Consider the following 25,020-nt stretch of genomic DNA (forward strand, 5'->3'; position numbering starts at 1 on the left):
CGACTGAGTGGGGTCCGTCACAGCGGCCCCGTCACCCATAGTGACGCGATTCCATCGCCTTCGTCGCAGTTCGCCAGGATGGCCGCGGATCGGCGTCCGCCTGTAGCCACACTCTCACCGAAGCAACGCTTTTCGTTAAGGGAACCGACAGGGTGCACGGCCCAGAATCGACATCGATGACACTGACACGCCCGCACCCGCTCCTGACCGCGACGCTCTCGACCGTCCTGGTCGCACTCGCGTGCGCAGTGGTCCTGGTGTGGGGAACCGTGACCCCTGGTTCGCATCCGGCCGCGCACTCGTCGCACACCGCGATGGTGGTCCCGGCCGCCCATCACGACCGATCGGTGAACGGCGACGTCGTCCGTCGGATCCACTACCCGGCGCACGACGCCGATCCGAACCAGAACTATGCAGACCTCTTCCTGCCCGCCGACTACACGCACCGCAGCGCCATCCCGCTGGTCGCGCTGGTGCACGGCGGGTCGTGGGCGCGCGGGGTCACAGCGCAGAGCTTCGACCGCCTGGCACACGACCTCACAGCCCGCGGCATCGCCGTCTACAACGTCGAGTACCGGAGGGTCGGCACCGGCGGCGGCTGGCCGACCACCTTCACCGATGTCGGGAACGCCCTCGACGATCTGCCGACCGTGGCGGCGAACTACCCGCAGATCGACCTCGCGACGTCGGTCCTCGTCGGTCACAGCGCCGGCGCACAACTCGCCGCGTGGGCGGGACTGCGGACCGCGGCCGCACCTGGGCCCGGGCTGGGTGCTCCCCGCTGGATCCCGCGCCGCGTCGTCAGCATCTCCGGGCCCCTCGACATGACGTGGTCGGCCACCCACGGCGACAGCCGCGTGGTGCGGGTCCTGCAGGGAACACCGTCACGGGTCGCCGCCCACTACCGCCTGGTGGATCCGCTGACGCTCATCGACCATCGGAACGACGCGGTCGGCCCCGACTTCGTGGTGCTGCACGGGACCGCCGACCATGTGGTCTCCCCTCGCGACTCGATTCGCTTCGTCGTCGACTACCTGACGCACGGCGGACACGCCCGGCTGAACCTGCTCCCCGGGCAGACGCACACCTCAATGTTCCGGTCCGGATCCACGGCTTATCGGGATCTGATCCGGACGATCGTCGACGCCGCGAAGTGACGATCGCCACCCTTTTGAGACGACACTCCACCGGACCGCGCGAATGGCTTTCGACGCGCCCGGCCCAGTAGCATCCGGCATGTGAAGTTTGCTGGAAACGAGGCCGACGCCCCGTCCGTGATCGCTCCGCGGTCCCGCCACAACGAAGATGCGGCGGCCGGCAAGTCCTCGGGCTATCGACTCGACCTCGACGGCATCCGCGGCATCGCGATCTTCCTCGTCGCAGTCTTCCACGTGTGGTTCGGCCGGGTCTCGGGCGGCGTCGACGTCTTCTTGACCCTGTCCGGCTACTTCTTCGTCGCCTCACTGCTCAAGCACGTCGTGAAATCCCAGCCCGCCGAGGTCTCATGGCGGATCGCGATCGATCCATGGCCGCGTCTGAGTCGACTGCTCCGCCGATTGATTCCGGCGATGTTCCTGCTGCTCGCATTCATCGCGGCAGGCATCTGGTGGCTGATGCCGAGCACCCGCTGGGGTCCGCTCGGCAAAGAGATCCTGGCGTCGGCCTTCTACTACCAGAACTATCACCTGGCCTTCCTCTCCCAGGACTACGGCGCGGCCAACTCGGCGATCAGCCCGATGCAGCACCTGTGGTCCATGTCGATGCAGGGCCAGTTCTTCCTTCTGACCCTGCTCACCGCCCTCGCGCTGGGCGGTCTGCTCAAGTGGGCCGGCGGTCGCTGGGAGATCCTGACCCGATACAACGTGATCCGCGCGATCGTCGGCGTCACCCTCCTGATCGTCACTCTGGTCTCGTTCGCCTGGGCCAACTACCGCCAGGGCATCAACCAGCCGTTCAACTACTACGACACGATCGCCCGGGTCTGGGAGCCGATGTCCGGCGGACTGCTGGCGATCTGGATGCCGACGCTGAGATTGGCGAACTGGATCCGCAACCTCCTGACCGTGTTCGCGGTCGGCATGATCGCGTCGTCCGGCATCTGGATCGAGGGCGTCGCCGAGTATCCGGCCATGCTGGCCCTGGTGCCCGCGGGCTCCACCCTCCTGCTGATCTGGATCGGCTCGTCGGCCACCGCGCCGCGCCCCGTCCCCGGCAACGACCTCAGCCAGGCCGGCCGCGTGCTGGCCCACCCGTGGATCGTGTGGCTCGGCTCCATCGCCTACTCGCTGTACCTGATCCACTGGCCCCTCCTCATCTTCTATCTGATGTGGCGAGAACAGGACGACGCGTCGTTCGCCGAAGGCACGGCGATCCTGCTGATCTCCGTCCTCTTGGCCTGGCTGATGACCAAGTTCATCGAGACCCCGCTGCGTGCGGGGCGCGGCGACGGCTTCTCCCAGCGCTACCGCCGGATCCTCACCGTGCTGCTCATCGCCGCCACGGTCTTCGGGCTCGGAAGCGCAGCCTACTGGCAGCACCGGCAGAGCCAGTTGATCGTCGACACGACCAACCTGGACGCCCGCCAGTACCCGGGGGCGGCCGAACTCCTCCGCGACGCCCCGACTCCCGCGGTGCCGGTGGCGCCGTCGCCCGAGGCGGCCTCCGACGACTGGCCGCTGAGCCACGGACCCCACTTCTCGAACTTCGGCGACCCGGCGATCAAGGTCGGCGCCTACGGCGACGTCAAGGCCACGCGGACCATCGCGGTGGTCGGCGGTTCGCACTCCGAGCACTGGATGACCGCTGTCGACCAGATCGGCCGAAAGCGCGGCTTCCGAGTCACGACGTACATGAAGGCGGGCTGCGCGCTCTCGACCGAGGCCGAGGTCAAGATCGACGGCCGCACCCTCACCGAGTGCACCGACTGGTCGCGCCGCGTGGTCGACAAGTTGGCCGTCGACAAGCCCGACTTCATCTTCACGACGGCCACCCGCCCCGCGCAGGAGGGCAACGGCGACCTGGTTCCGAAGGGCTACATCGACTTCTTCAAGGAGTTCCGCGACCGCGGACAGAAGGTGATCGCGGTTCGCGACACTCCGTGGACGCACGGCCCCCAGTCGCCGCCGGACTGCATTGCAGCGGGCAAGCTGCCGCGCGTGTGCGGTGTGGCACGTGACCGTGCGCTCGCGCCCGAGAACCCCGCGGACGAGCTGAAGCCCGACTTCCCGAACATGACTTTCCTGGACTACAGCAACGGGTTCTGCAACGAGACCTACTGTCCGGCGGTGGTCGGCAACATCCTGGTGTGGCACGACTTCCACCATGTGACCACCGCGTTCATGCGGAGCCTGGTCCCGTTCCTGGACGCCGATCTCGGGAAGGCCAGCGGCTGGTGGTGAGCCGCCGGTGATGTCCGTCTCGCACCGGTTCCACACCGCCGATGCACAGGCGATGCACAGAGACGACTGTTAGCGTGATCGGCTGTCGGCGCCTACACAGACGGCGTCGCAACCGCTATCCGCTATTCGCATGAGGTCTCGATGTCGTCGTCCACGGTCGCACTCTCCCCGGTGACCACCGGCATCGTCCGCCCCGCCCCGTCGGCCCCGCTCAAACGGCCGTACCTGCACCACGTGGACCTGATCCGCACGACGACGTTCGCGCTCGTCATCTTCATGCACGTGCTGACGTCGACCACCGCCGAGTTCTCCAGCATGGGGACCAACGCGACGGCGCTGCTGCTGCACTCGACGCGCAACATCTTCTTCGCACTCACCGGCTTCGTCCTGATGTACCAGTATCTGGACCGCCCGGACTTCCGCACGACGTCGTTCTGGCGGCGGCGGATGAAGCTGGTGATCCTTCCGTACCTGGTGTGGTCGTTCCTGTACTGGGTGGTCACGGTGATGTGGATGGGCGGGCGACTCGCCGACATCCCGACCAGCCTGAACGAGCTCGGCGACCGCATCATGTGGGGCACCGCCGCCTACCACCTGTACTTCCTGCTCGTGATGCTGCAGGTCTACCTCCTGTTCCCGCTGCTGCGGAAGCTGATCCTGGCGACGCGCGGCCATCACGGGCTGGTGCTCGCCGTCAGCGTCGGCTTGCAGGTGACGGTGCTTAGCCTGATCTCCTACTGGGCCCCGCCCGCCGCGCTGCAGGAACTGTGGAACCACCTGTACGCGACGGTGATCCCGTACCAGCTGCTGATCGTTCTCGGCGCGCTGGCCGCCGACCATCGCGACCGGGTGGGTCGCGCCCTCCGCGGCCACGGCGAGCTCATCGGTTGGCTGTTCCTCGGCACCGGCATGCTGGCGATCGGCGCTTACGTGCACCGGGTGCTGTTCAGTGGCGCCCCGATCAACGACCCCGGCAGCCCGTTCGAGTTGACGCTGCTGCCGTTCATCCTCGTCGCCGTCGTCTCCGTGTACGCGATGGCCCTGCACTGGTCCACCTATCACCTGGAGAGCACCCCGATCATGGCCAAGGTGGTGTCGTACGCGTCCAACCGGTCGTTCGCGGTGTTCCTGGTGCACGTGATGGTGCTGACCGCCCTGCTGTACCCGAAGACCGCCGACGGGCAGAAGTGGATCGTCGCGGCGATCCCGCAGCCCTTCGGGACGCTGACCGTCTATCTGGTGACGGTGGCCGTCTCCCTAGCGGCCGTCGAGGTGTTCCGACGCCTGCCCGGGTCCCTCTACCTGACGGGACGACCGCGACTTCCGTTGCGACCGATGATTTAGAGCAGACTTCTCCGGTTAACATCGAGATGCCCGATACCGCCTAGTCGGGTGCATCGCGATCCGAGAGGGACTCCCATGACCGACACCTGGCTCACCAGCCTCATCACCGACACCCCGCAGGCCGGGTTCGAGCTCGCCATCACGCTCAGCCGCCGGGGCGTCAAGTACACCCAGCCCGACGGCGAGGTGCTGCACAAGCTGCGCCCCGAGTACTCCGAAGACGCAGACGCTCTCATCGCAGGCTCGCAGGTCGTGGCGACCAACTTCCAGACGGTCGCCGCCGCGAACAACTACTGGCGCTGACCTCTCCCCGAGTCGGCCCGCGTGCCGCCGCCGAGACCACACATCACGGCGGCGGCACGCCCCTGCTCGTTCGCCGTCACCAGCACCACCTCGGAAAGCCCCTCCGCGCGCGCTTGAAGCAGCCCCTCGATCGGCGTCGCACCCGTCGCCGCGAGCGACACGCTCGCGAACCGACGCCCCGGCGCGAGCCGGATTCCGCCCGGCACCACCGCGACGATCGGGACGCCGTCGCCGACCGTTGAGAGCACCTGCTCCACCGCGGTCCGTGGACCGTCGTCGGTCAGTTTCACATCGGCCGTCCGACGACCGCCGCCGCGCACCGGACCGGGTCTGGGAGTCGCGGGCATCGGCATGGTGCCGAGCACCAACGCACCGCCGTCGACGGTCAACAGCACGGCACCGCCCCACTGCGCCAGGATCGATGCGCCGACGGCGATCGACGACGGCACCCCGCAGCCGTCGTCGACCATGTCGAGCACCCGCAGGTCGGGCGCCCCGCCGAGACCCAATCGTCCGACCACGGCGGCCGCGGACTCCCACGCGTCGCCGACATTGATGACGGCGGCGAGTCCGCGCGGATCCAGGCGGGCGTCGTCGAGCGCACGCCGGGCCGCGGTCAGGCGCGAATTCGGGTCGGTCGCGATGCCGGTGAGACGGACACGGACCGGCGACGTCGCGATGCGGGCCGCGCTCGCCCCTGCGTGCGCGGAACGCGGATGGTCAGGCATGTCCCCACGCTACGTTCGCCGGCAGGCCTCATCCGCCGACCGAATGACGATCAGGTCAGCGACCCGCGCGCAGCGCGTCGAACACGGCGCGCGGTCGTGATGCGAGTGCCTCGCGCAGCTGATTGCGCACCAGGCTCAGGATCGAGCACTGATCGCACGGCGCGACGACGCCGACCACGTCGATGCCCCAAGCACGGCACAGCGTCACCGCGCGGGCCACATGAAAGTTCTGGGTGACGATCGTCGCCGACTCGATGTCGTACAGGGTGCGCGCTCGGCGGCAGGTGGCATTGGTGTTGAGTCCCAGCCGGTCGTCTTCGATCGCATGCGCGGGGACCCCGCGCTGTTCCAGGTAGGCGCGCATCACGCGCACCTCGTTCCCGGCGTCGTCGCCGTCGTTGCCCGACGCGAGGATCATGTCGACGCGGCCGACCCGATAGGCCGCGACGGCGACGTCCAGGCGGGCGCGCAGGTAGACGCCTACCTCGTCGTCGGACACCTTGGCGCCGAGCACGATCATCGTCCGCGGAGCGTCGTCCGGAATCCCGGCGGCGTCGACCACCCGCCCGCGCGCGGCCACCACCATCCACGTGGAGGTGACGGCGACCATCACCTCGACCGCGATCACCGCGAGCAGGGCCGCCAGGCGCAGGTGAGAGGAGTTCCAGCGACGGGTCACCGACCCAACCTAGTCGACCGCCGCACGCTGCCGTCACCCCGACGGGTTGTCGTCGATTCGATGCACACGCGTACACCGGTTATGCGGCGTGCCACAATTCTTCGCAAGCGAGACGCACGAGCTCGTCTGAGTGTTAGGGGAACCCTTGCAGTACATGCCGGTCACCGAATCCATGTTCCTCATCGCCGAGACCCGCGACCAACCGATGCATGTCGGCGGTCTGCAGCTGTTCATCCCCCGCGAAGGACAGACGCCCGAGGAGTTGGCCGACGACGTCTCGCAGCGTTTCCACGCGGCCACCGAGGTGTCTCCGATGTTCCGTCGACGTCCCGCGACCCCCGCCCAGGTGGCCGGGTACACGGCGTGGACCGAGGACGATGAGATCGACTTCGACTACCACATCCGGCAGATCATCCTTCCGCGTCCGGGCGAGGTGAAGGACTTGCTGCGGTATGTCTCACAGAACCACGGCGCCCTCCTCGACCGGCGCCGCCCGATGTGGGAGGCCCACATCATCGAGGGGCTGCAGGACGGTCGCGTGGCCCTCTACACCAAGGTCCACCACTCGGTGGTCGACGGCGTCACGGCCCTGCGCCTGTTGCAGCGCACCCTGTCGACCGATCCGGACGACCGTTCGGCCACCGCCTTCTGGGACATGGAGTTGGTGCGCCGCCGCCGCAAGCGCAAGGCCGCCGAGAAGCCGGAGAAGAGTCTCCTGAGCACCATCACCGACGCCGCGGGCTCCGTCGTCGACGCCGCGGGCCAGGTGGCCGGCATCGGCCCGGCGGCAGCGAAGATCGCCGCCGCGGGGCTGCTGGACAAGAACTACGTCGCACCGCTGCAGATGGCACCGACCACCATGCTGAACCAGTCGATCGGCTCGGCACGACGGTTCGCCGCGCAGGACTGGCCGATCGAGCGGCTGCGGGCCGCGGGGCGCGCGCAGAAGATGACCGTCAACGACGTGATCGTCGCGATGTGCGCCGGCGCCCTGCGCTCCTACCTCGCCGAGCACGACGACCTCCCCGAGGAGTCGCTGATCGCCGCGATGCCGGTCTCGCTGCACGCCGACGGGGACGCCGACGGCAACGCCGTGACCCTGATCTCGGTCCGCATGGCCACCGATATCGCCGATCCCGGCGAGCGCGTGGCGGCGATCAAGGCGTCCACCGCGAGCGCGAAGAAGGTGGTCCGCAAGCTGAAGCCGCTGCAGGCCCTGACCCTGGGCGCCGCGATGGGCTGGCCGCTGGCGTTCGCGACGGTCCCGGGTTTCGTGCAGTACAGCCCGCGCGGCTTCAACCTGATGATCTCCAACGTCCCCGGACCCGACGAGGACCTGTACTGGAACGGCGCCAAGCTCGACGGCTGCTACCCGGTGTCCATCCCGATGGAGGGACTGGCGATGAACATCACCGTCACCACCGTCGCGGGCAAGGCGGGATTCGGCATCATCGGCGCCCGCGCGCAGCTGCCCAGCCTGCAGAAGATCCTGACGCATCTGGAGACGGCGTTGACCGAGCTGGAGGCGTTGCCGCCCGCCGAGTAGCGGCGCGTTCGAATACCCCACCGACGACGACGCCCGCCCTCGCTGCTGCGAGGGCGGGCGTTGCGTCGTCGAAGGCTGCGGTCAGGTCATGCCGCTCGTCGCGAGTGCGACGCTCGCGCCGGTGGCGAAGTAGTCGGCCAGCGCTCGGCGGATGCGATTCCATGCGGTCATCGGTTCTCCTCGGTGCGTGTGTCCCTACCACCCCAACGGTAAGACAGAGTGACTGCTGTCACATCGATTTGACGGAATCACCACTCCGACCGACTCGCCATCGACTGGACCACCTTGTTACTCGCGAGTAACATGACCACGAACTGGAACCGCTGAGCGGATCGAACTCGCGAAGTTAGGCAATCCTTGGCAGCGCTGAGCAGGGTCGAACCTTTACGGTTACCAGGAAATAGGTGACGGCGGAGTGCAGCGGTCCTGGTACTCGGCACGTCTTCGGTACGACCTGGAAAGAAAGGCCGGTACTTCCAGTGAATACGACCACCGTTGCGATCGGTACCATCGCCGCGCTGATCAGCCTCGTGTGTTGGGCGCTGTTCCTTCGCGGCGTCTTCACGATGATCCGATCCATCGCGCAGGGACAGAAGGTCGAGTCGAATCGATTCGCCTACCCGCTGAAACGCTTCGGCACCATGATGAAGGAGTTCGTCGCCCACACGCGCATGAACAAGTTCCGGACGGTGGGCTGGGCTCACTGGCTGGTCATGTTCGGCTTCCTGATCGGCGCGATCTTCTGGTTCGAGGCCTACGGCCAGATCTTCGATCCGGAGTTCCACTGGCCGATCATCGGTGCCTGGAACATCTACATCTTCGCCGACGAGGTCCTCGGCCTCGGCACCGTCATCGGCATCACGACGCTGATCATCCTGCGCCAGATCAACCACCCGCGCCTCCCGTCGCGTCTGTCCCGGTTCTCGGGATCGCGCTTCGACGCCGCGTACTTCGTCGAGGCCGTCGTGCTCGTCGAGGGTCTGGGCATGATCTTCGTGAAGACCTTCAAGATCGCCACCGACCTGGAGGATCCGCCGGTCTGGACGTCGTTCTTCACGCACTACTTCGCGCAGCTCTTCGACGGCATCTCGATCTACTGGGTCACCGCTGCCGCCGTCATCAAGCTGATGAGCGGCATGATCTGGCTGGCCGTGGTCGGTGTGAACATCGACTGGGGCGTGGCCTGGCACCGCTTCGCCGCGTTCTTCAACATCTACTTCAAGCGTGAGTCCGACGGCGGCGTCGCCCTCGGTGCCGCGAAGCCGATGATGAGCCAGGGCAAGGTCCTGGACATGGAGACCGCCGACCCCGACGTCGACGCGTTCGGCGCGGGCAAGATCGAGGACTTCAGCTGGAAGGGCTGGCTGGACTTCACCACCTGCACCGAGTGCGGTCGCTGCCAGAGCCAGTGCCCCGCGTGGAACACCGGTAAGCCGCTGTCGCCGAAGCTGATGATGATGTCGCTGCGCGACCACGGTCAGGCCAAGGCGCCGTACCTGTTCGCGGGCGGCAAGAAGGACATGGAAGGCAACGAGATCGGCATCGTCGACAAGGACGGAAACGTCGACGAAGCCCGCCTGGCCAAGGTCCCCGAGGCCGCCCGCCTGGAGGCCGAGCGCAAGCTGGTCGGCGAGTCCGAAGGCACCACCGGCGCCGTGATCGACGCCGAAGCGCTCTGGAGCTGCACCATGTGCGGTGCCTGCGTGGAGCAGTGCCCCGTCGACATCGAGCACGTCGACCACTTCATCGACATGCGTCGCTACCAGGTACTGATCGAGTCGGACTTCCCGTCGGAGCTCGCGGGCATGTTCAAGAATCTCGAGAACAAGGGCAATCCGTGGGGTCAGAACTCCTCGCAGCGCACCGCCTGGATCGACGAGATGGACATCAACATCCCGGTCTACGGCAAGGACGTCGACTCCTTCGAGGGCTACGAGTACCTCTTCTGGGTCGGTTGTGCCGGCGCCTACGAGGACCGCGCCAAGAAGACCACCAAGGCCGTCGCCGAGCTCCTCGACATCGCCGCCGTGGACTTCCTGGTCCTGGGCGAGGGCGAGACCTGTAACGGCGACCCCGCTCGTCGCGCGGGCAACGAGTTCCTGTTCCAGATGCTGGCGCAGCAGAACATCGAGACCTTCGACGGGCTCTTCGCGACCGCTCCCGAGCAGCGCAAGAAGATCGTCGTCACGTGTGCCCACTGCTTCAACGCCATCGGCAACGAGTACCGACAGGTCGGCGGCCAGTACGAGGTGGTCCACCACACGCAGTTGCTGAACCGCCTGGTCCGCCAGAAGCGTCTGGTTCCGGTCGCACCGCCCGCGGGCGAGCAGATCACGTACCACGATCCGTGCTACCTGGGCCGCCACAACAAGGTCTACGACGCCCCGCGTGAGCTGATCGAGTCCTCGGGCTCCACGCTCACCGAGATGCCTCGCCACGGCGAGCGCTCCATGTGCTGTGGTGCCGGCGGCGCCCGCATGTGGATGGAGGAGCAGATCGGCAAGCGCATCAACGTCGACCGCGTCGACGAGGCGCTGAACACGCTGAACTCGCGCCCGACGAACCCGGACGGCAGCAAGCAGGTCCGCAAGATCGCCACCGGCTGCCCGTTCTGCCGCGTGATGCTGACCGACGGTGTCACCGCGCAGACCGCCAACACCGAGGACGAGGGGCAGGTCGAGGTCGTCGACGTCTCGCAGATCATGCTGGAGGGCGTGCTCCGCGGCCGCCAGCAGGTGGAGCGCGGCGGCAAGTTCCTGGGCCCGATCCAGTCGGAGCTCGCTCCGGCCCCGGAGCCCGAGCCCGTCAAGGCCGCACCGAAGCCCGCTGCTGCGGCAGCTCCGGCCGAGGCCAAGCCTGCTGTCGGACTGGCGCCGAAGGGCGGCGGCCTGAAGAAGCCGGGCGGGCTCAAGAAGCCCGGCGGCGCACCCAAGCCCGGTGGCGCAGCTCCCGCTGCTGCCGCTCCGGCGGAGACCGCGGCGGCCCCAGCCAAGGGCCTCGCCATGGGCGGCGGCCTCAAGAAGCCGGGCGGACTGAAGAAGCCCGGCGGCGCACCCAAGCCGGGTGTCGCAGCTCCCGCAGCCGCTGCTCCGGCCGAGGCTCCGGCGACCGCTCCCGCGACGTCCGAGGCCACGGCGACCGAGGCCACCGAGGGCAAGGCCAAAGGCTTCGGCATGGCCGGCGGCCTCAAGAAGCCGGGCGCCAAGAAGCCCGGCGCGCCCAAGCCCGCGGCAGCCGCTCCGGCGACTGAGGCTCCGGCCGCCGAGGCTCCGACGGCTGACGCCGCTCCGACGGCGGGCACCGCCGCGGTGACCGAGGGAACCGAGGGCAAGGCCAAGGGCTTCGGCATGGCCGGCGGGATCAAGAAGCCCGGCGCCAAGAAGCCCGGCGCTCCCAAGCCGGCTGCTGCCGCTCCGGCCGCGGCGCCGGTCGAGGAGGCTCCGGCAGCTGCCGAGGCACCCGCTGCCGAGACTGCCACCGTTGCCGCGGTGACCGAGGGAACCGAGGGCAAGGCCAAGGGCTTCGGCATGGCCGGCGGCCTCAAGAAGCCGGGCGCCAAGAAGCCCGGCGCGCCCAAGCCCGCGGCTGCACCTGCTGCAGCGCCGGTCGAGGAGGCACCCGCCGCCGAGACTCCGGTGCAGGCTCCCGCCGAGGAGGCTCCCGCAGCAGCTGAGGCTCCGGCGACCGAGGCTGCCGCGCCGGCAGCACCGAGCGCCGACGGCCGCACCATCGCCGAGACGGGTGCGTCGAAGGCCAAGGGCTTCGGCCTCGCCGCAGGCAAGAAGCGCCCCGGCAAGAAGTAGGCACGACACCAGGGCGCCCCGAGACCAATGGTCTCGGGGCGCTCGTCGTTTGGCACCACCGGTCGTCGAGTCGCACCGGTTGTGGTTCCCGCACTCGGTCGCGACCGACTGCGGGAGACACGAGTGGTGCGATTGGGCTGGAAGTGGTGCGAGTCGACGGGATGTGGTGCGTTTACGGCGACCGCTCGTACCCGACGACGAGCGGTGCGTGGTCCGACAGCCGCTCGTCCGGCGACGGCTCCTTGTCGACCTGAACCCACCGCGCTCGGGAGGCGAGTCCGGGTGTCGCGAGCTGGTGGTCGATCCGCCAGCCGACGTCTTTGGTGAACGATTCCCCCGCCCAGCTCCACCAGGTCAGCGGGCCTGGACGATCACCGTGGAGTCGGCGCACCACGTCGACCAGTCGACGCGGCGAGAGCTGCGCCGTCAGCCACTCGCGTTCCTCCGGCAGGAAGCCCTCCATCTTGCGCGCAGGTCGCCAGTTGGTGACGTCGTGTTCGACGTGCGCGATGTTGAGGTCGCCGAGGAGCAGGAACTCGCGCCCGGCACGTTTGGCTGCGAGCCGGTTCCGGTCCAGTTCGCGAGCGAAACCGGCGAGGAAGTCCGTCTTGCGCTGGTATTTGGCACCGCCGTCCGGCTTCTCGCGCATGCTGCCCGGGCGCTGCAGTTCGGCGGGCAGACCGCCTTTCGGCAGGTAGAGACACGCGACTGTGACGGGTTCGTCAGCCAGATCGACTTCGATGTAGCGACCGTGCGTCGCGTACGCCCCGAGCCCCCGGGCCTTGGGCGGATGGCTCACCCAGGTGCGGACGGCGGCGGGCGGGACCCGGGTCAGGATCGCGACGCCGTTGCGCCCGGGGATCGACCCGACGTCGAAAGACGCCGTGTAACCAGGGAATTCACCGACCTCGTCGACCGGACAGCGCAACTCCTGCAGGCCGATCACATCGGCGTCGCGGCCGACCAGCCAACGGTCGAAACCGCGCCGTCGGGAGGCGCGAACGCCGTTGACATTGAACGAGACGACCGTCAGCTGCGCAGAATCCACGGTCCCCACCATGCCCCAGCCGTAAGCGGGACTCCCACCCGAATCGACCACGCGATTCAATTCGAGCGCCGGCGACTGACAGAATGTACTCATGAGTCGCCCTCGTGTTTCGCATCCCATCGCCAAGCTGCGCCCGCTGGAGCAATCCGAGAAGCTGCAGAACGTCTGTTACGAGATCCGCGGACCGGTGCACGAGCACGCCGCCCGCCTGGAGGCCGAGGGCCACCGGATCATGAAGCTCAACATCGGCAACCCAGCCCTCTTCGGGTTCGAGGCCCCCGACGTGATCGTGCGCGACATGATCCACTCGCTACCCTTCTCTCAGGGCTACTCGGAGTCGGCCGGCGTCCTGTCGGCCCGGCGCGCCGTCGTGACCCGCTACGAGACGGTCCCCGACTTCCCGTACTTCGACGTCGACGACGTCCTCCTCGGCAACGGCGTCTCCGAGCTCATCACCATGACGATGCAGGCGCTCCTCAACAACGGCGACGAGGTCCTCATCCCCGCGCCCGACTACCCGCTGTGGACGGCCATGACCGCACTGTCGGGCGGTACCCCGGTGCACTACAAGTGCGACGAGGAGAACGGCTGGAATCCCAGCATCGAGGACATCGAATCGAAGATCACGCCGAACACCAAGGCGATCGTCGTGATCAACCCGAACAACCCGACCGGCGCGGTCTACTCGCGCGAGGTGCTGGAGAAGCTCGTCGACATCGCGCGCCGCCACTCGCTGCTGATCCTGGCCGACGAGATCTACGACAAGATCCTCTACGACGACGCCGAGCACATCAGCATCGCGACCCTGGCCCCCGATCTGCTGGTCCTGACCTTCAACGGCCTGTCGAAGGCGTACCGCGTGTGCGGGTACCGCGCAGGCTGGGTGATCCGTACCGGACCGAAGGATCACGCGAAGGGCTTCATCGAGGGCATGACGATCCTCGCGTCGACCCGCCTGTGCGCCAACGTCCCGGCGCAGCACGCGATCCAGGTCGCACTCGGCGGCTACCAGAGCATCGACGCGCTGATCGTCCCCGGCGGTCGCCTCTACGAGCAGCGCAATGTCACGTGGAACAAGCTCAACGAGATCCCCGGCGTCTCCTGCGTCAAGCCCATGGGCGCGCTGTACGCGTTCCCGCGACTCGATCCCGAGGTCCACGAGATCCACGACGACGAGCAGTTCGTCCAGGACCTGCTGCTGCAGGAGAAGATCCTGGTGGTCCAGGGTTCGGGCTTCAATCTGCCCGACACCAACCACTTCCGGATCGTCACGCTGCCGTGGACTCAGGACCTGTCGGAGGCCATCGAACGCATCGGAAACTTCCTCTCCTCCTACCGCCAGTAGGAGGGGGGCGGGACACGCGGCAGGCCTTTCGCCTGCACGAACCAGGGTCATAGGACCCATTCAAAACGGGCGCTAACTTCTGCTAGCAGTTAGTTGTTACGGGTGGTAACGTCTACTTAACCGCTTTGAATGGGAGACCGAAATGGCCGACTGGCACCGCTTCAACGTCACGGGCGACGGAGTCGAACTCGCTGCGTTCTCGTACGGCACACCGGGAGAGTCCACCCCCGACAAGCCCGTCGTGCTCCTGGTCCACGGATGGCCCGACAGCCATCACCTGTGGGACCTGGTGGCACCGCAGCTCGCCGAGCACTACCGGGTGTACGCCTACGACACTCGCGGGTTCGGCGAGAGCGATCGCCCCGAGGAGGTCGCCGCATACCGCCTCGACACCCTCGCCACCGACATGTTCGCCGTGCTCCGCGCGGTGAACCCCGACGGCAAGACCCACATCGTGGCCCACGACTGGGGTTCGGTCCAGGCGTGGGAGACCGTCACCACCGACGGAGCCGACGACGCCATCGCGTCGTTCACCTCGGTGTCCGGACCCAACCTCGACTTCCTCGGCGAGTGGGCGCAGGGCAAACTGGCCAAGCCCACCCCGGGCAACGTCGGCCAGGCGCTCTCGCAGGTCGCGTCGTCGGCCTACACCGCGTTCTTCCAGGTGCCGGTCGTGTCCGACGCCTTCTTCCGCACCTTCGGCTCCGACAAGGCGTGGTCGGAGTTCCTGCACCTCATCGAGGGCACCCCGCGCGAGAACGCGCAGTTCGGCCCCACCCTGCGCGACGACATGGTCAACGGACTCAAGCTGTACCGCGCCAACATCCGCGGCAAGCTCGCCCGGCCGAATCCCCGCCCGACCCGTGTCCCGGTGCTCGAGGTGGTCAACGACCACGACATCGCCCTCCGTCCGGCGATCTACCAGCGTACGCACACGCACGCCGAGAACCTGTGGCGCAAGCGGAGCACCACCGGCCACTGGCTGCCGTACACCAACCCCGATTACCTGGCCGCAACGGCGACCGAGTTCATCGAGTCCGTCGAGAACGGATCCTCGAGCAAACCGAACAGCATCGACCGCGCCCACGTCACCGGCCCCGCCGGTGAGCTGATCGGCAAGCTGGCCGTCATCACCGGCGCGGGCAGCGGCATCGGCCGCGAGACCGCCTACGCGCTCGCCGAGCTCGGCGCCGAGGTGGTCCTGGCCGACATCGACCTCGACGCCGCCAAGGACACCGCCACCGAGTGCAAGGGCAAGGGCGTCCTCGCGACCGCCTACAAGCTCGACGTCTCGAACACCAAGTCGTACGCCAAGTTCGCCGAGAAGGTCCGCGACAACCACGGCGTCGCCGACATCGTCGTCAACAACGCGGGCATCGCGCTCGCCGGGTCGGCGCTGGCCGCGACGGACGAGCAGGTGGACCGGCTCTTCGCGATCAACCTTCGCGGCGTCGTCAGCGGCAGCCGCGAGTTCGGCCGACAGATGGTGGAGCGCGGCGCGGGCGGGCACATCGTCAACCTCGCGTCGGCCGCCGCGTTCACCCCGTCCCGCGATCTGGGCCTCTACTCGGCCAGCAAGGCCGGCGTGCTGATGTTCTCCGAGTCGCTGCGCGCCGAGCTGGCCGAGCACAAGATCGGCGTCACCGCCATCTGCCCCGGCATCGTGCACACCAACATCACCGCGAACACCCAGTTCGCCGGCGCGGCCGACGAGGCGGCGACCCGCGCCAAGGTCGACGGCTTCTACGCCAAGCGCAATTTCACTCCCGATCGCGTGGCCGCCGACATCGTCGCCGCGATCCGCAAGAACAAGGCTGTGGTCCCGGTGACCCCCGAGGCCGAGTTCGGCTACCGCGTGTACCGATTCTTCCCGTGGGCTTCGCGCATCGGCGCCCGCCAGAAGCTTGCCAACTGACGCGACGTCGCCCGACAATACGAGTACACCGGAGGAACCATCATGACTGCTGAAGCCACCCGCTCAACCGTCGAGACCGACCCGGGCAAGATCGAGCTCCACGCGCGGAACGTCGCCTTCGACCTTTCGAACACGCCGCTGCACTGGATTCCCGACCACCCGATGTCGTCGAACTTCATCACCGTGCTGAACCTGCTGCTCCCGGAGGGCGAGCGCTGGTTCGTCGAGACCTTCAACGAGGCGCTCCCGCTGATCAAGGACGAGGAGCTCGCCGCCGACATGCGCGGCTTCGTCGGACAGGAGGCCATGCACGCCGAGGTCCACGATCGCGCCGTCGAGGAGTGGCTGCGCGGTCAGGGCGTCGATCCCACCGGCTATCTGAAGCAGATGGAGTGGATCTTCCGCAGCGTGCTGGGACCCCGCGAGAGCGGCAGTCCCACGCAGAAGCAGAAGCATCTGATCGAGCGGCTGTGGCTGATCGCCGCGATCGAGCACTACACGGCGATCCTCGGCGACTTCGCGCTCAACTGCACGTGGAAGGAGAACGGCGCCGACCCGAACATGGCCGACATGTTCACCTGGCACGGCGCCGAAGAGGTGGAGCACCGCGCCGTCGCGCACGACGCCGCCGCGTACTTCGCCGACAGCCCGCTCCGTCGCGCTCGCGCGATGAGCCTGGCCCTGCCCTTCCTGCTGTGGCTGCTGGCCCGCGGTTTCCGGTTCATCAACAGCCAGGATCCGTCGGTCGCCGACAAGAGCGTCGTCGAGAAGGGCACGCTGTACGTGACCAGCTACTTCCGCGATTCCCGCGCGGGCGTGTTCCCGAAGCTGTCCAAGCTCGTGACCGCGACGGTCGGCTACTTCAAGCCCGGCTTCTCGCCGTCGGACATCGGCGACACCGCGCAGGCGGTCGCCTTCCTCGCAGCCTCGCCCGGAGCACGACGAGCAGCGTGACCATGACGAACGACTCCGTGCGCCATCAGATCGATCTCTCGACCGAACCGCCGCACCTGTACGGCAAGTACCGTCGCGATCCGCTGATGCGCTTCCTGACCGGCGTCGGGAAGTACTGGTTCCCGATCTGGCGGCCGCTGTCTCCGCTGCACAGTCGGGCCGCCGACGACGGCGTCCTGACGCTCGACATCGTGAACCGCGAAGTGGTCGCCGTGGACGAGAACGTGATCGCGTTGACCTTCGCGGCCCCCGACGGCTCGGTCCTGCCCGAATGGCATCCCGGCGCCCATCTCGATCTGCTGCTCCCGTCCGGCCGGATGCGCGAGTACTCGCTGTGCGGCGACCCCGGCGACCGCCGGACCTACCGCATCGCGGTCCGCCGCATCCCGGACGGAGGCGGCGGTTCGATCGAGGTGCACGACACCCTGCGGGTCGGCGACTCCGTGCAGATCAAGGGGCCGCGCAATGCGTTCCCGATGGTGCTGCCCGGATTCGGTTCACCGTCGAACAAGCTCCGCTTCGTGGCCGCGGGCATCGGCATCACGCCGATCCTCCCGATGCTGGCGATGGTCGACCGCTACGGCATGGACTGGACGATGGTCTACTGCGGCCGCTCGGCCGACTCGATCCCGTTCATCGAGGAGCTCGCCCGCTACGGCGACAAGGTGACGGTCCGGACCGACGACGTCGACGGGCTGCCGACCATGGCGGATCTGGTCGGGCCCACGCCCGACCAGGACGCCGCACTCGCCGTGTACTGCTGCGGTCCGGTCCCGATGCTCGAGGCCCTGCGGGTGCACCTCGCCGAGCGCGACGACATCGAGCTGCACTTCGAGCGGTTCTCACCGCCGCCGATCCTCGACGGCACCGAGTTCACGCTGAAGATCGCGTCGACCGGCCGCGAGGAGACGGTGGCCGCCGACGAGTCGGTGCTGACCGTGCTGCGCCGGGTGAACCCCGCCGTGCCGTACTCGTGCCAGCAGGGTTTCTGCGGCACCTGCCGGATGCGCACCGTCGACGGCGACGTCGACCATCGCGACGCGCTGCTGACGCAGCCGGAGCGCGACGAGGGCTGGTTCCTTCCGTGCATCTCCCGCTGTGATTCGGAGTCGCTGACCGTCGACATGTGAGCGCGTCCCGCGCGGGCATCCGCGATTTGGGACAATGCTGATCATGACCGAATACCGTATCGACGATCTGGCGCGTGCCGCGGGAACCACGACGCGCAATGTGCGTGGTTACCAGGACCGCGGGTTGATTCCGCGGCCCGTGCGGCGCGGCCGGATCGCGATCTACGGCGACGAGCACCTGGCGAAGCTCCGCGTCATCAACGACCTGCTGGCGCGCGGCTTCACGATGACCCACATCGCGGAGTTCTTCAAGAAGGTCCAGACCGGCGACGACATCGCCGAATCCCTCGGCCTGCGGGAGGTGGTGTCGCGGCCGTGGTCGCAGACCGCGACGGACACGGTTCCGGCCGCCGAGCTCCACGCCCGCCTCAACACGAGCGATCCGAAACTGTTGGGGATGCTGCGCGAGTTCGGACTCATCGAACCGATCGGCGACGACGAGTTCCCGTCGCAGTACGAGATCAAGGACGTCGAGAGCATCGACGCCTACCAGCGCCTGATGAAGATCGGGGTGCCGCTGCCCTACATCCTCGGGCTGCAGCGACAGCTCGACGAGGACATGGGTCGCGCGGCGCAGACCCTGGTGAGTGCCGGCCGTCGTGCCGTGACCGAGGGCCGTTTCGACGGCTGGATCCCGGAGCGTGGCGCCGAGGAGGACTGGGCGTCGCAGTTCCTGAACGAACTCCGGATCACCGGGCGCGTCGCGGCCCACAACACCCTGTACCGGGCGTTGGATCGAGAACTCGCCCGTCAGCTCGACGACTACCTGGCCGTCGCGCAGGAACGGCGCGAGCAGCGCGAATCGGATCCCGCGTAGGCGGCGCCGAAAGACAGGCGACCGAACACCTGAGCGCCGTCGCGGCCGGCACGTCGCACCATTTGTCGACCAGTGGCACCACTTGTGTTTCCCGCACTTGGTCGCGACCGAGTGCGAGAAACAGAGGTGGTGCGACTCGCCCACAAGTGGTGCGGGAAGGCCACCTCGTCCGGCAAACCACCGTCGTCAGCCGATCACGATCGGCGGCAACCCCGGGATCGGATTCGGGATGGTCTTCGTCTTGTGCCTGGTCGGCGCGGGAGGTTTGGGTCCCGGCTGGGCTTCCGTGGGCCGCTGTGCGGTCTCCTTCGGCGGAGGAGGCGGGGGCGGCGGCGTGGTGTACTGCGACATCGGTGCCCGCGCGGCGTCGAGGTCCCCCTGGTCGACGGAGATGTTGACACGTTCAGGCTCCTGTCCCGTCGCCGACGCCTTCGAGGTCGGCGCGGTGGAGTCAGCCGAGCTCAGCTCGGGCCCGTTGCTCTCATGTGCGTTCAAGGCCAGGGCGACGGCCCCGCCGCCCACCGCGAGCATCACCACGATGCCGAGCGCCACTACACGCCCACGCAAGCCCTGCGGCTGCTCTGCCGCAACTCCCTCGCCGTCATCGTCGAGGCGCTCCCCGTCGCTCGCGTCGGACGCCGCGTTCCCGAACCGGTCGAGTCCGTAGTCGGCGGGGTCGACGAGGGCCGGGTGGTCGCCGCTGTCCTCCCAGGCCCGGATCGCCGGCGCTTCCGCCACCGGCTCGAGGAGATCGGTGGGTCGGTCGTCTCCGCCGAAGACCTCGGGGAAATCGTCGCCCGGCTGCAGGACGGAGAAGCCGCGTTCGGTCAGCGCCTCCCACAGGCCCGGCCAGGCGTCGTGGCCGGGGCCCAGCAGAACCGCGTCGACCGGAGCCGCGCCCGCGAGCTCGACGATCATGCCGTGCGCTCGGTTGGCTTCGGGGACGGTGGCTTCGATGACGTCGTCGAGGCCGAGCCGGACCAGCCGCAGATGTTCGTACCCCATGGTCAGCGAGCTGTCGTGGCCGATCAAGGAGTGACGGCCGCGCCCCACCACGACGACGAGTTCACCGAAGGCCTCCGGGGTGCCTGCGTCCACCGCACCGGTGTCGCGCAGGTAGGCGGCGATCCGCGCGTCGAGCACTTCGGGACGGATGCGGGTCTCGGTCTCCGATCCCACCACCCGACCGGCTTCGACGCGTCCGGCCCAGAGTCCGGCGTCGCCGAAGTCGAGCGCGATGACCGCGCCGCTCGGGTCTGCGGGTAGCGCGAACCCCGCAAGCCACTGCGGTTGCGTACTGAATGAATCTGTCACGACGACCTCCTCCCCTGGGCTCGGCGACAGTCCGAAGCGTTACTTCGCGAAGTTCAGATAGGCCTTGGACGGCGTCGGCCCCCGCTGCCCCTGGTACTTGGAGCCGACCGACGCGCTGCCGTACGGGTTCTCCGACGGGCTGGTCAGGCGGAACAGGCAGAGCTGGCCGATCTTCATCTGCGGCCACAGGGTGATCGGCAGGTTCGCGACGTTGGACAGTTCGAGGGTGATGTGGCCGGAGAAGCCGGGATCGATGAAACCGGCGGTGGAGTGCGTGAGCAGTCCGAGACGGCCGAGCGACGACTTGCCCTCCAGGCGGCCCGCCAGGTTGTCGGGCAGGGTCAGGCGCTCGCGCGTCGAACCGAGGACGAACTCCCCCGGATGCAGCACGAAGGGTTCGCCTTCGGCCGGCTCGACGAGGGTCGTCAACTCGTCCTGACGTTGGGCGGGATCGATGTGCGTGTACTTGGTGTTGTTGAACACGCGGAACAGCGAGTCGAGGCGGACGTCGACGCTCGACGGCTGGACCAGGCCAGGATCGTACGGCTCGATACCGAGACGTCCGGAGTCGATCTCGGCACGAATATCGCGGTCTGAAAGCAGCACGACGCCCAGGATAGTCGACCTGGAACGATCGACCTGCACTGATGGGAACGCTCGGTCGGTTGGACCGACCGAGCGTTCATGGTTCAGCGCGTGGGGACTACCGTTTCTGCACCGTGGGCAGCTGCGGCAGCAGCTTGTCGGCGACCCACTTCAGGGTCACCGGATTCGGCATCGACATGGCCTCGCCGAGGCTTCGGTCGACGGTCACGACGTGCTTGTCGCGGACCACCTTGAGCGCCCGGAAGGCGGCGTCGTTGGTGACTTTCGTGCCGTAGTCGAGGTACACCATGGTGCCGACGTCGCCGAGGATCGCGAGGTTCTCCGTGGACACCTCGGTGTAGAACGCCTTGCCCGCGAGCTCGTCGATGCGGGGCAGGATCGGGGCGCCGATCGCGTTCATGGTCTGGCCGCGACCGTCCGATGACGCGTACGCGTACAGCGAGCCGTCGGCCTTCGGCAGCACGACGGCGTTGCCGTAGTAGGCGAGGTCGGGGCGGGACTCGGCGGCCTTCGCGAGTTCGGCCTTCGTCTTCGTGATCAGCGCATCGCCCTCATCGGCCTTGTTCACGCCCATCGCGATGGCCTTGACCTGCTCCTCCCACGGGACGGTCCACGCCTCGTAGCCTGCGGGACGCTTGACGACGGTCTTGGCGATCGCCGCGAGCTTCTTGTAGGTGGCGTCGTCGTAGCCGGTGTTGACCGCGACGATGATGTCCGGGCGGCTGGCGGCGATCTTCTCGACGGCCTCGCTCGACAGCTCGGAGCCGTTGCCGGAGATGAGTGCGGGATCGGAGCTCAGCAGCGGCTTGGACCATTCGCCGACCACCTGGGTCGCGTCCTTGGACCACGGCGCGACGGCGACCGGTTGGATGCCGAGGCTCAGCAGGGTGTCGACGTCACCGAAGCCGATCGCGGCGACGCGCAGGTCGGTGCCGGAGTCGGTGGAGCCGTCGGAGCTGCAGGCGGCCAGGCCGACGACGGCGATCGCGGCGGCGAGTACGGAGAGCAGTCGAATGCCCAGGCGCATGGGGCCTCGTGGAGATGACATGGTTAATAAGGTTAGCATTACCAATCATGCCCTTGGTTGAGTTGCGGACCGCATCCCCCGGTCACGATAGACGGCCCGGTGCCGCCGTCCGCCGGCGCCGCGTGTGCGGCCTGTTCGCACTCCTCGTCGCGGTGGCCGCCGCCGCTGTCGCGTCGATCCTGGTCGGTTCCAACATGGTGTCGGCATCGCTGATCTGGGACGGGCTCTGGCATCCGTTCATCACCGACGGCGTCCCGGCCGATCCGGCGCTCAACGAGGCGGCGATCATCGCCCAGACCGTCCGCGTCCCCCGCACCCTGCTCGCGGTGATCGTCGGAGCGGCGCTCGGTGTCGCGGGCGCTCTGATGCAGGGCCACACCCGGAATCCGATCGCCGACCCCGGACTGCTCGGTGTGACGCAGGGCGCCGCCCTGGCCGTCGTGCTGGCGATCTTCGTCGGCGGGATCACCTCACCGATGCAGTACGTGTGGTTCGCCTTCGCGGGCGCCGCGATCGCTTCGGTGGTGGTGTTCGGTCTGTCGAGCATCGGCGGGGCGACGGCGTCGCCGCTGACCCTGATCCTCGCGGGCACCGGCGTCGCCTTCTTCCTCAGCGCGATGACCTCTGCCGTGGCCCTCAGCGACGAGCGATCGCTGGACGCCCTGCGCTTCTGGAACGCGGGGTCGGTGGCCGGCCGCGGGTACGACGTCATCGTCGCGGTGGTCCCGTTCATCGCCCTCGGACTGATCCTCGCCGTCGCGAACGCACCGGCGCTGAACTTGCTGAACCTGGGCGACGACATCGCCCGCGGGCTCGGCCAGAACGTCGACGTCGCCCGCACCGTCGGCATCGTCGCGATCACTCTCCTCGCCGGGGCGGGCACCGCGGCCTGCGGCAGCATCGCGTTCCTCGGTCTGGTGGTGCCGCACGTCGCGCGGTTCATCACCGGCCCCGATCACCGCTGGTTGATCCCCTACTCCGCGGTCGCGGGCGCATTGATCCTGCTGCTGGCCGACATCGTCGGCCGCCTGGTCGCCTGGCCGGGCGAGCTGGAGTCCGGCATCGTCGTCTCGCTGGTCGGTGCACCGTGCTTCGTCGCGCTGGTCTGGTGGAAGCGGGCGGTGCGACTGTGACCGATCTTCGAGACGCCCCGATGCCTGTCGACCCGGCACCGTCCGAGGCCGTGCCCGCGCTGCCGACCGGAGTACGGATGGGCAGCGACGTCAGTTTCGTCTTCCGCCTTCGCCCGGTGCTCGTGACCGCCGTCGCCGCGGCGCTGGCCTTCGTCTGCTTCTGCGCGAGCATCCGGATCGGTGACCTGCCGATGTCGTTCGGCGACGTCTTGCAGGCACTGGTCGGCGCGGGCGACGAGGTCAACCGGTTCATCGTCAACGACCTCCGCCTGCCCCGCGCCCTGATGGGTGTCATCGTCGGCGCCGCGCTCGGCATGTCGGGCGCCATCGTGCAGTCCATCTCGCACAACCCGCTCGCCAGTCCAGATCTCCTCGGGATCAGTTCCGGTGCCGGCGTCGCCGCAGTCTTCCTGATCACCGCCGGCGGCACCGCGGCCGGACTCTCGCGCTACGGCCTGCCCGCGGCCGCCCTCGCCGGCGGTCTGGTGACCGGCGCCATCGTCTACGTCCTCGCCGCGCGCGGCGGCATGGACGGCATCCGCCTGATCCTCATCGGTGTCGCCGTCAACGCGCTCATGCACGCCGTCATCACCTGGATGCTGGTGCGCGCCGACATGCGCGACGTCGGCGCCGCCAAGACCTGGCTCGTCGGTTCGCTCGACGCGCGGACATGGGATCAAATCGTCGGGGTGGGCGCCGTCGCCGCGGTCGCGGCGATGATCGCCCTCGGCGCGTCGTTCGCATTGCGCGCCGTGCAGCTCGGCGACGACGTGGCCCGCGGCCTCGGTGTCGGCATCGGTCGTACTCGAGCCGTGCTGTTGATCGCGGCCGTGGTGCTGGCCGCCGTGTCGGTGGCCGGAGCCGGGCCGATCGCGTTCGTCGCCTTCGTCTGCCCGCAGGTCGCCCTGCGCCTGACCGGACTGTCGTCGCCGCCCCTGGTGTCGTCTGCGGTGATCGGCGCGGCGATGCTGTCGGGCGCAGACCTCCTCACCCGCACGCTGCTGCCCGACTATCTGCCCGTCGGGATCGTGACGTCCGCGGTCGGCGGCCCGTTCCTCGTGTACCTGCTCGTCCGCCAGAATCTGAAGGGGAAGCGATGACCCACACGCTCACCGGCATCGGTGCCGACTCTCGCCTCGGTGCCCGTGCCATCGACGCCGGGTACAGCGGCGCCCCGATCATCTCCGGGCTCGACCTCGACCTGCCCACCGGAGTCGTCACGACGATCATCGGGCCCAACGGTTGCGGCAAGTCGACGCTCCTGCGAGCCCTCGCCCGGCTGCTGAAACCGACGTCCGGGTCGGTGATCCTCGACGGCCGAGACATCGCCGAGTACCGGACCAAGGAGGTCGCGACCAAGCTGGGCCTGTTGCCGCAGTCGCCGGTCGCACCCGAGGGGCTGACCGTCGCCGATCTCGTCGCGCGCGGCAGACATCCGCATCAGAGTTGGATCAGCCAGTGGTCGTCAAGCGATCAGGACGTGGTCGACGCCGTGCTCCGGAAGACCGGGATCCGCGACCTCGCCGACCGCACCGTCGACTCCCTCTCCGGCGGTCAGCGGCAGCGGGTGTGGATCTCGATGACCCTCGCGCAGGGCACCGACCTGCTCCTCCTGGACGAGCCGACCACTTTCCTCGACCTGGCGCACGCCCTCGACGTCTTGGATCTGGTCGACGACCTCCACGAGGAGGGCCGCACCATCGTGATGGTCCTGCACGACCTCAACCTCGCCGTCCGCTACAGCGACAACCTGGTCGCGATGAAGGACGGCGCCGTGATCGCGCAGGGCGCTCCCGCCGAGATCCTGACCGAGGACCTGCTGTTCGACGTCTTCGGCCTCCGCTCCCGCGTCGTCGACGACCCCGTCAGCGACCGCCCGATGATCGTCCCGATCGGCCGGAACAAGACGACCCTCTGATCGCCCTCGCGG

The 25,020-nt window shown here is 68.2% G+C and carries 20 protein-coding genes; 14 read left to right on the forward strand and 6 right to left on the reverse strand.

All coding sequences use genetic code 11. The features are described from left to right. Nucleotides 1–176 precede the first annotated feature (176 nt). The 4 genes from ACH46_RS18705 (at nucleotide 177) to ACH46_RS18720 (ending at nucleotide 5,045) form a co-directional block, all read left to right on the forward strand. A complete protein-coding gene (locus ACH46_RS18705; protein WP_062394260.1) occupies nucleotides 177–1,157 on the forward strand; it encodes an alpha/beta hydrolase family protein in 981 nt (326 codons plus the stop codon). A gap of 81 nt (nucleotides 1,158–1,238) precedes the next feature. Further along, nucleotides 1,239–3,398: an acyltransferase family protein gene (locus tag ACH46_RS18710; RefSeq protein WP_062394261.1), complete on the forward strand. Its 2,160-nt coding sequence runs from the start codon at nucleotides 1,239–1,241 to the stop codon at nucleotides 3,396–3,398. A 141-nt stretch (nucleotides 3,399–3,539) separates the two neighbouring features. Then, nucleotides 3,540–4,742: an acyltransferase gene (locus ACH46_RS18715; RefSeq protein ID WP_062394262.1), complete on the forward strand. Its 1,203-nt coding sequence runs from the start codon at nucleotides 3,540–3,542 to the stop codon at nucleotides 4,740–4,742. Between the two features lie 75 nt (nucleotides 4,743–4,817). Then, the gene (locus ACH46_RS18720; protein WP_062394263.1) at nucleotides 4,818–5,045 is read left to right on the forward strand and encodes a hexameric tyrosine-coordinated heme protein; all 228 of its coding nucleotides are present in this window, start codon (nucleotides 4,818–4,820) and stop codon (nucleotides 5,043–5,045) included. Here the strand turns inward: ACH46_RS18720 and ACH46_RS18725 are convergent. Beyond that, nucleotides 5,033–5,773, reverse strand: coding sequence for a hypothetical protein (locus ACH46_RS18725; protein WP_062394264.1), 741 nt, complete (start codon nucleotides 5,771–5,773; stop codon nucleotides 5,033–5,035). The genes ACH46_RS18720 and ACH46_RS18725 overlap by 13 nt on opposite strands. Before the next feature lie 55 nt (nucleotides 5,774–5,828). Further along, nucleotides 5,829–6,452: a SanA/YdcF family protein gene (locus ACH46_RS18730; protein WP_062394265.1), complete on the reverse strand. Its 624-nt coding sequence runs from the start codon at nucleotides 6,450–6,452 to the stop codon at nucleotides 5,829–5,831. 145 nt (nucleotides 6,453–6,597) lie between these two features. On the opposite strand from ACH46_RS18730, the gene ACH46_RS18735 reads away from it, so the two are divergent. Then, the gene (locus ACH46_RS18735; protein ID WP_062394266.1) at nucleotides 6,598–7,998 is read left to right on the forward strand and encodes a WS/DGAT/MGAT family O-acyltransferase; all 1,401 of its coding nucleotides are present in this window, start codon (nucleotides 6,598–6,600) and stop codon (nucleotides 7,996–7,998) included. 479 nt (nucleotides 7,999–8,477) lie between these two features. Beyond that, a complete protein-coding gene (locus ACH46_RS18740) occupies nucleotides 8,478–11,801 on the forward strand; it encodes a (Fe-S)-binding protein (protein WP_062394267.1) in 3,324 nt (1,107 codons plus the stop codon). A gap of 172 nt (nucleotides 11,802–11,973) precedes the next feature. Here ACH46_RS18740 and ACH46_RS18745 read toward each other — a convergent pair whose 3' ends face one another. Next, nucleotides 11,974–12,849: an exodeoxyribonuclease III gene (locus ACH46_RS18745; protein WP_417935260.1), complete on the reverse strand. Its 876-nt coding sequence runs from the start codon at nucleotides 12,847–12,849 to the stop codon at nucleotides 11,974–11,976. Nucleotides 12,850–12,940: 91 nt separating this feature from the next. Between ACH46_RS18745 and ACH46_RS18750 the strand changes: the two genes are divergently transcribed. The 5 genes from ACH46_RS18750 (at nucleotide 12,941) to ACH46_RS18770 (ending at nucleotide 19,010) form a co-directional block, all read left to right on the forward strand. Further along, complete coding sequence (locus tag ACH46_RS18750) at nucleotides 12,941–14,194, forward strand: pyridoxal phosphate-dependent aminotransferase (protein WP_062394269.1); 1,254 nt, start codon at nucleotides 12,941–12,943, stop codon at nucleotides 14,192–14,194. Between the two features lie 142 nt (nucleotides 14,195–14,336). Next, the gene (locus ACH46_RS18755) at nucleotides 14,337–16,109 is read left to right on the forward strand and encodes an SDR family oxidoreductase (protein WP_062394270.1); all 1,773 of its coding nucleotides are present in this window, start codon (nucleotides 14,337–14,339) and stop codon (nucleotides 16,107–16,109) included. Between the two features lie 42 nt (nucleotides 16,110–16,151). Further along, on the forward strand, nucleotides 16,152–17,063 hold the full coding sequence (locus ACH46_RS18760) for a metal-dependent hydrolase (protein ID WP_062394271.1): 912 nt from the start codon (nucleotides 16,152–16,154) through the stop codon (nucleotides 17,061–17,063). Between the two features lie 2 nt (nucleotides 17,064–17,065). Continuing rightward, nucleotides 17,066–18,193, forward strand: coding sequence for a PDR/VanB family oxidoreductase (locus tag ACH46_RS18765; protein WP_062394272.1), 1,128 nt, complete (start codon nucleotides 17,066–17,068; stop codon nucleotides 18,191–18,193). Between the two features lie 43 nt (nucleotides 18,194–18,236). Then, complete coding sequence (locus ACH46_RS18770; RefSeq protein WP_062395637.1) at nucleotides 18,237–19,010, forward strand: MerR family transcriptional regulator; 774 nt, start codon at nucleotides 18,237–18,239, stop codon at nucleotides 19,008–19,010. A gap of 186 nt (nucleotides 19,011–19,196) precedes the next feature. On the opposite strand, the gene ACH46_RS18775 is transcribed toward ACH46_RS18770, so the two are convergent. The 3 genes from ACH46_RS18775 to ACH46_RS18785 form a co-directional block, all read right to left on the reverse strand. Beyond that, entirely contained in the window at nucleotides 19,197–20,324 is a 1,128-nt protein-coding gene (locus tag ACH46_RS18775; protein WP_062394273.1) for a hypothetical protein, read from the reverse strand. A gap of 39 nt (nucleotides 20,325–20,363) precedes the next feature. Next, complete coding sequence (dcd, locus tag ACH46_RS18780) at nucleotides 20,364–20,930, reverse strand: dCTP deaminase (protein ID WP_062394274.1); 567 nt, start codon at nucleotides 20,928–20,930, stop codon at nucleotides 20,364–20,366. A gap of 97 nt (nucleotides 20,931–21,027) precedes the next feature. Further along, on the reverse strand, nucleotides 21,028–21,978 hold the full coding sequence (locus tag ACH46_RS18785) for an ABC transporter substrate-binding protein (protein WP_157851096.1): 951 nt from the start codon (nucleotides 21,976–21,978) through the stop codon (nucleotides 21,028–21,030). Nucleotides 21,979–22,004: 26 nt separating this feature from the next. On the opposite strand from ACH46_RS18785, the gene ACH46_RS18790 reads away from it, so the two are divergent. Genes ACH46_RS18790 through ACH46_RS18800 form a run of 3 tightly spaced genes read left to right on the forward strand, consistent with a single transcriptional unit; the run spans nucleotide 22,005 to nucleotide 25,008 of the window. After that, the gene (locus tag ACH46_RS18790; protein ID WP_062394276.1) at nucleotides 22,005–23,090 is read left to right on the forward strand and encodes a FecCD family ABC transporter permease; all 1,086 of its coding nucleotides are present in this window, start codon (nucleotides 22,005–22,007) and stop codon (nucleotides 23,088–23,090) included. Beyond that, nucleotides 23,087–24,190, forward strand: coding sequence for a FecCD family ABC transporter permease (locus ACH46_RS18795; protein WP_226995683.1), 1,104 nt, complete (start codon nucleotides 23,087–23,089; stop codon nucleotides 24,188–24,190). The genes ACH46_RS18790 and ACH46_RS18795 overlap by 4 nt, the downstream gene beginning before the upstream one ends. Beyond that, complete coding sequence (locus tag ACH46_RS18800; protein ID WP_062394277.1) at nucleotides 24,187–25,008, forward strand: ABC transporter ATP-binding protein; 822 nt, start codon at nucleotides 24,187–24,189, stop codon at nucleotides 25,006–25,008. Before ACH46_RS18795 ends, ACH46_RS18800 begins: the two co-directional genes overlap by 4 nt. Nucleotides 25,009–25,020 lie beyond the last annotated feature (12 nt).

Source organism: Gordonia phthalatica (genome assembly GCF_001305675.1).
Taxonomy (GTDB): domain Bacteria; phylum Actinomycetota; class Actinomycetes; order Mycobacteriales; family Mycobacteriaceae; genus Gordonia; species Gordonia phthalatica.

Excerpts from the sequence above, each read along its gene's own strand:
- ACH46_RS18705 (WP_062394260.1), top strand. The coding sequence starts at position 177 with ATGACACTGACACGCCCGCACCCGCTCCTGACCGCGACGCTCTCGACC.
- ACH46_RS18715 (WP_062394262.1), top strand. The coding sequence starts at position 3,540 with ATGTCGTCGTCCACGGTCGCACTCTCCCCGGTGACCACCGGCATCGTC.
- ACH46_RS18720 (WP_062394263.1), top strand. The coding sequence starts at position 4,818 with ATGACCGACACCTGGCTCACCAGCCTCATCACCGACACCCCGCAGGCC.
- ACH46_RS18725 (WP_062394264.1), bottom strand. The coding sequence starts at position 5,773 with ATGCCTGACCATCCGCGTTCCGCGCACGCAGGGGCGAGCGCGGCCCGC.
- ACH46_RS18750 (WP_062394269.1), top strand. The coding sequence starts at position 12,941 with ATGAGTCGCCCTCGTGTTTCGCATCCCATCGCCAAGCTGCGCCCGCTG.
- ACH46_RS18755 (WP_062394270.1), top strand. The coding sequence starts at position 14,337 with ATGGCCGACTGGCACCGCTTCAACGTCACGGGCGACGGAGTCGAACTC.
- ACH46_RS18760 (WP_062394271.1), top strand. The coding sequence starts at position 16,152 with ATGACTGCTGAAGCCACCCGCTCAACCGTCGAGACCGACCCGGGCAAG.
- ACH46_RS18765 (WP_062394272.1), top strand. The coding sequence starts at position 17,066 with ATGACGAACGACTCCGTGCGCCATCAGATCGATCTCTCGACCGAACCG.
- ACH46_RS18770 (WP_062395637.1), top strand. The coding sequence starts at position 18,237 with ATGACCGAATACCGTATCGACGATCTGGCGCGTGCCGCGGGAACCACG.
- ACH46_RS18785 (WP_157851096.1), bottom strand. The coding sequence starts at position 21,978 with ATGTCATCTCCACGAGGCCCCATGCGCCTGGGCATTCGACTGCTCTCC.
- ACH46_RS18790 (WP_062394276.1), top strand. The coding sequence starts at position 22,005 with ATGCCCTTGGTTGAGTTGCGGACCGCATCCCCCGGTCACGATAGACGG.
- ACH46_RS18800 (WP_062394277.1), top strand. The coding sequence starts at position 24,187 with ATGACCCACACGCTCACCGGCATCGGTGCCGACTCTCGCCTCGGTGCC.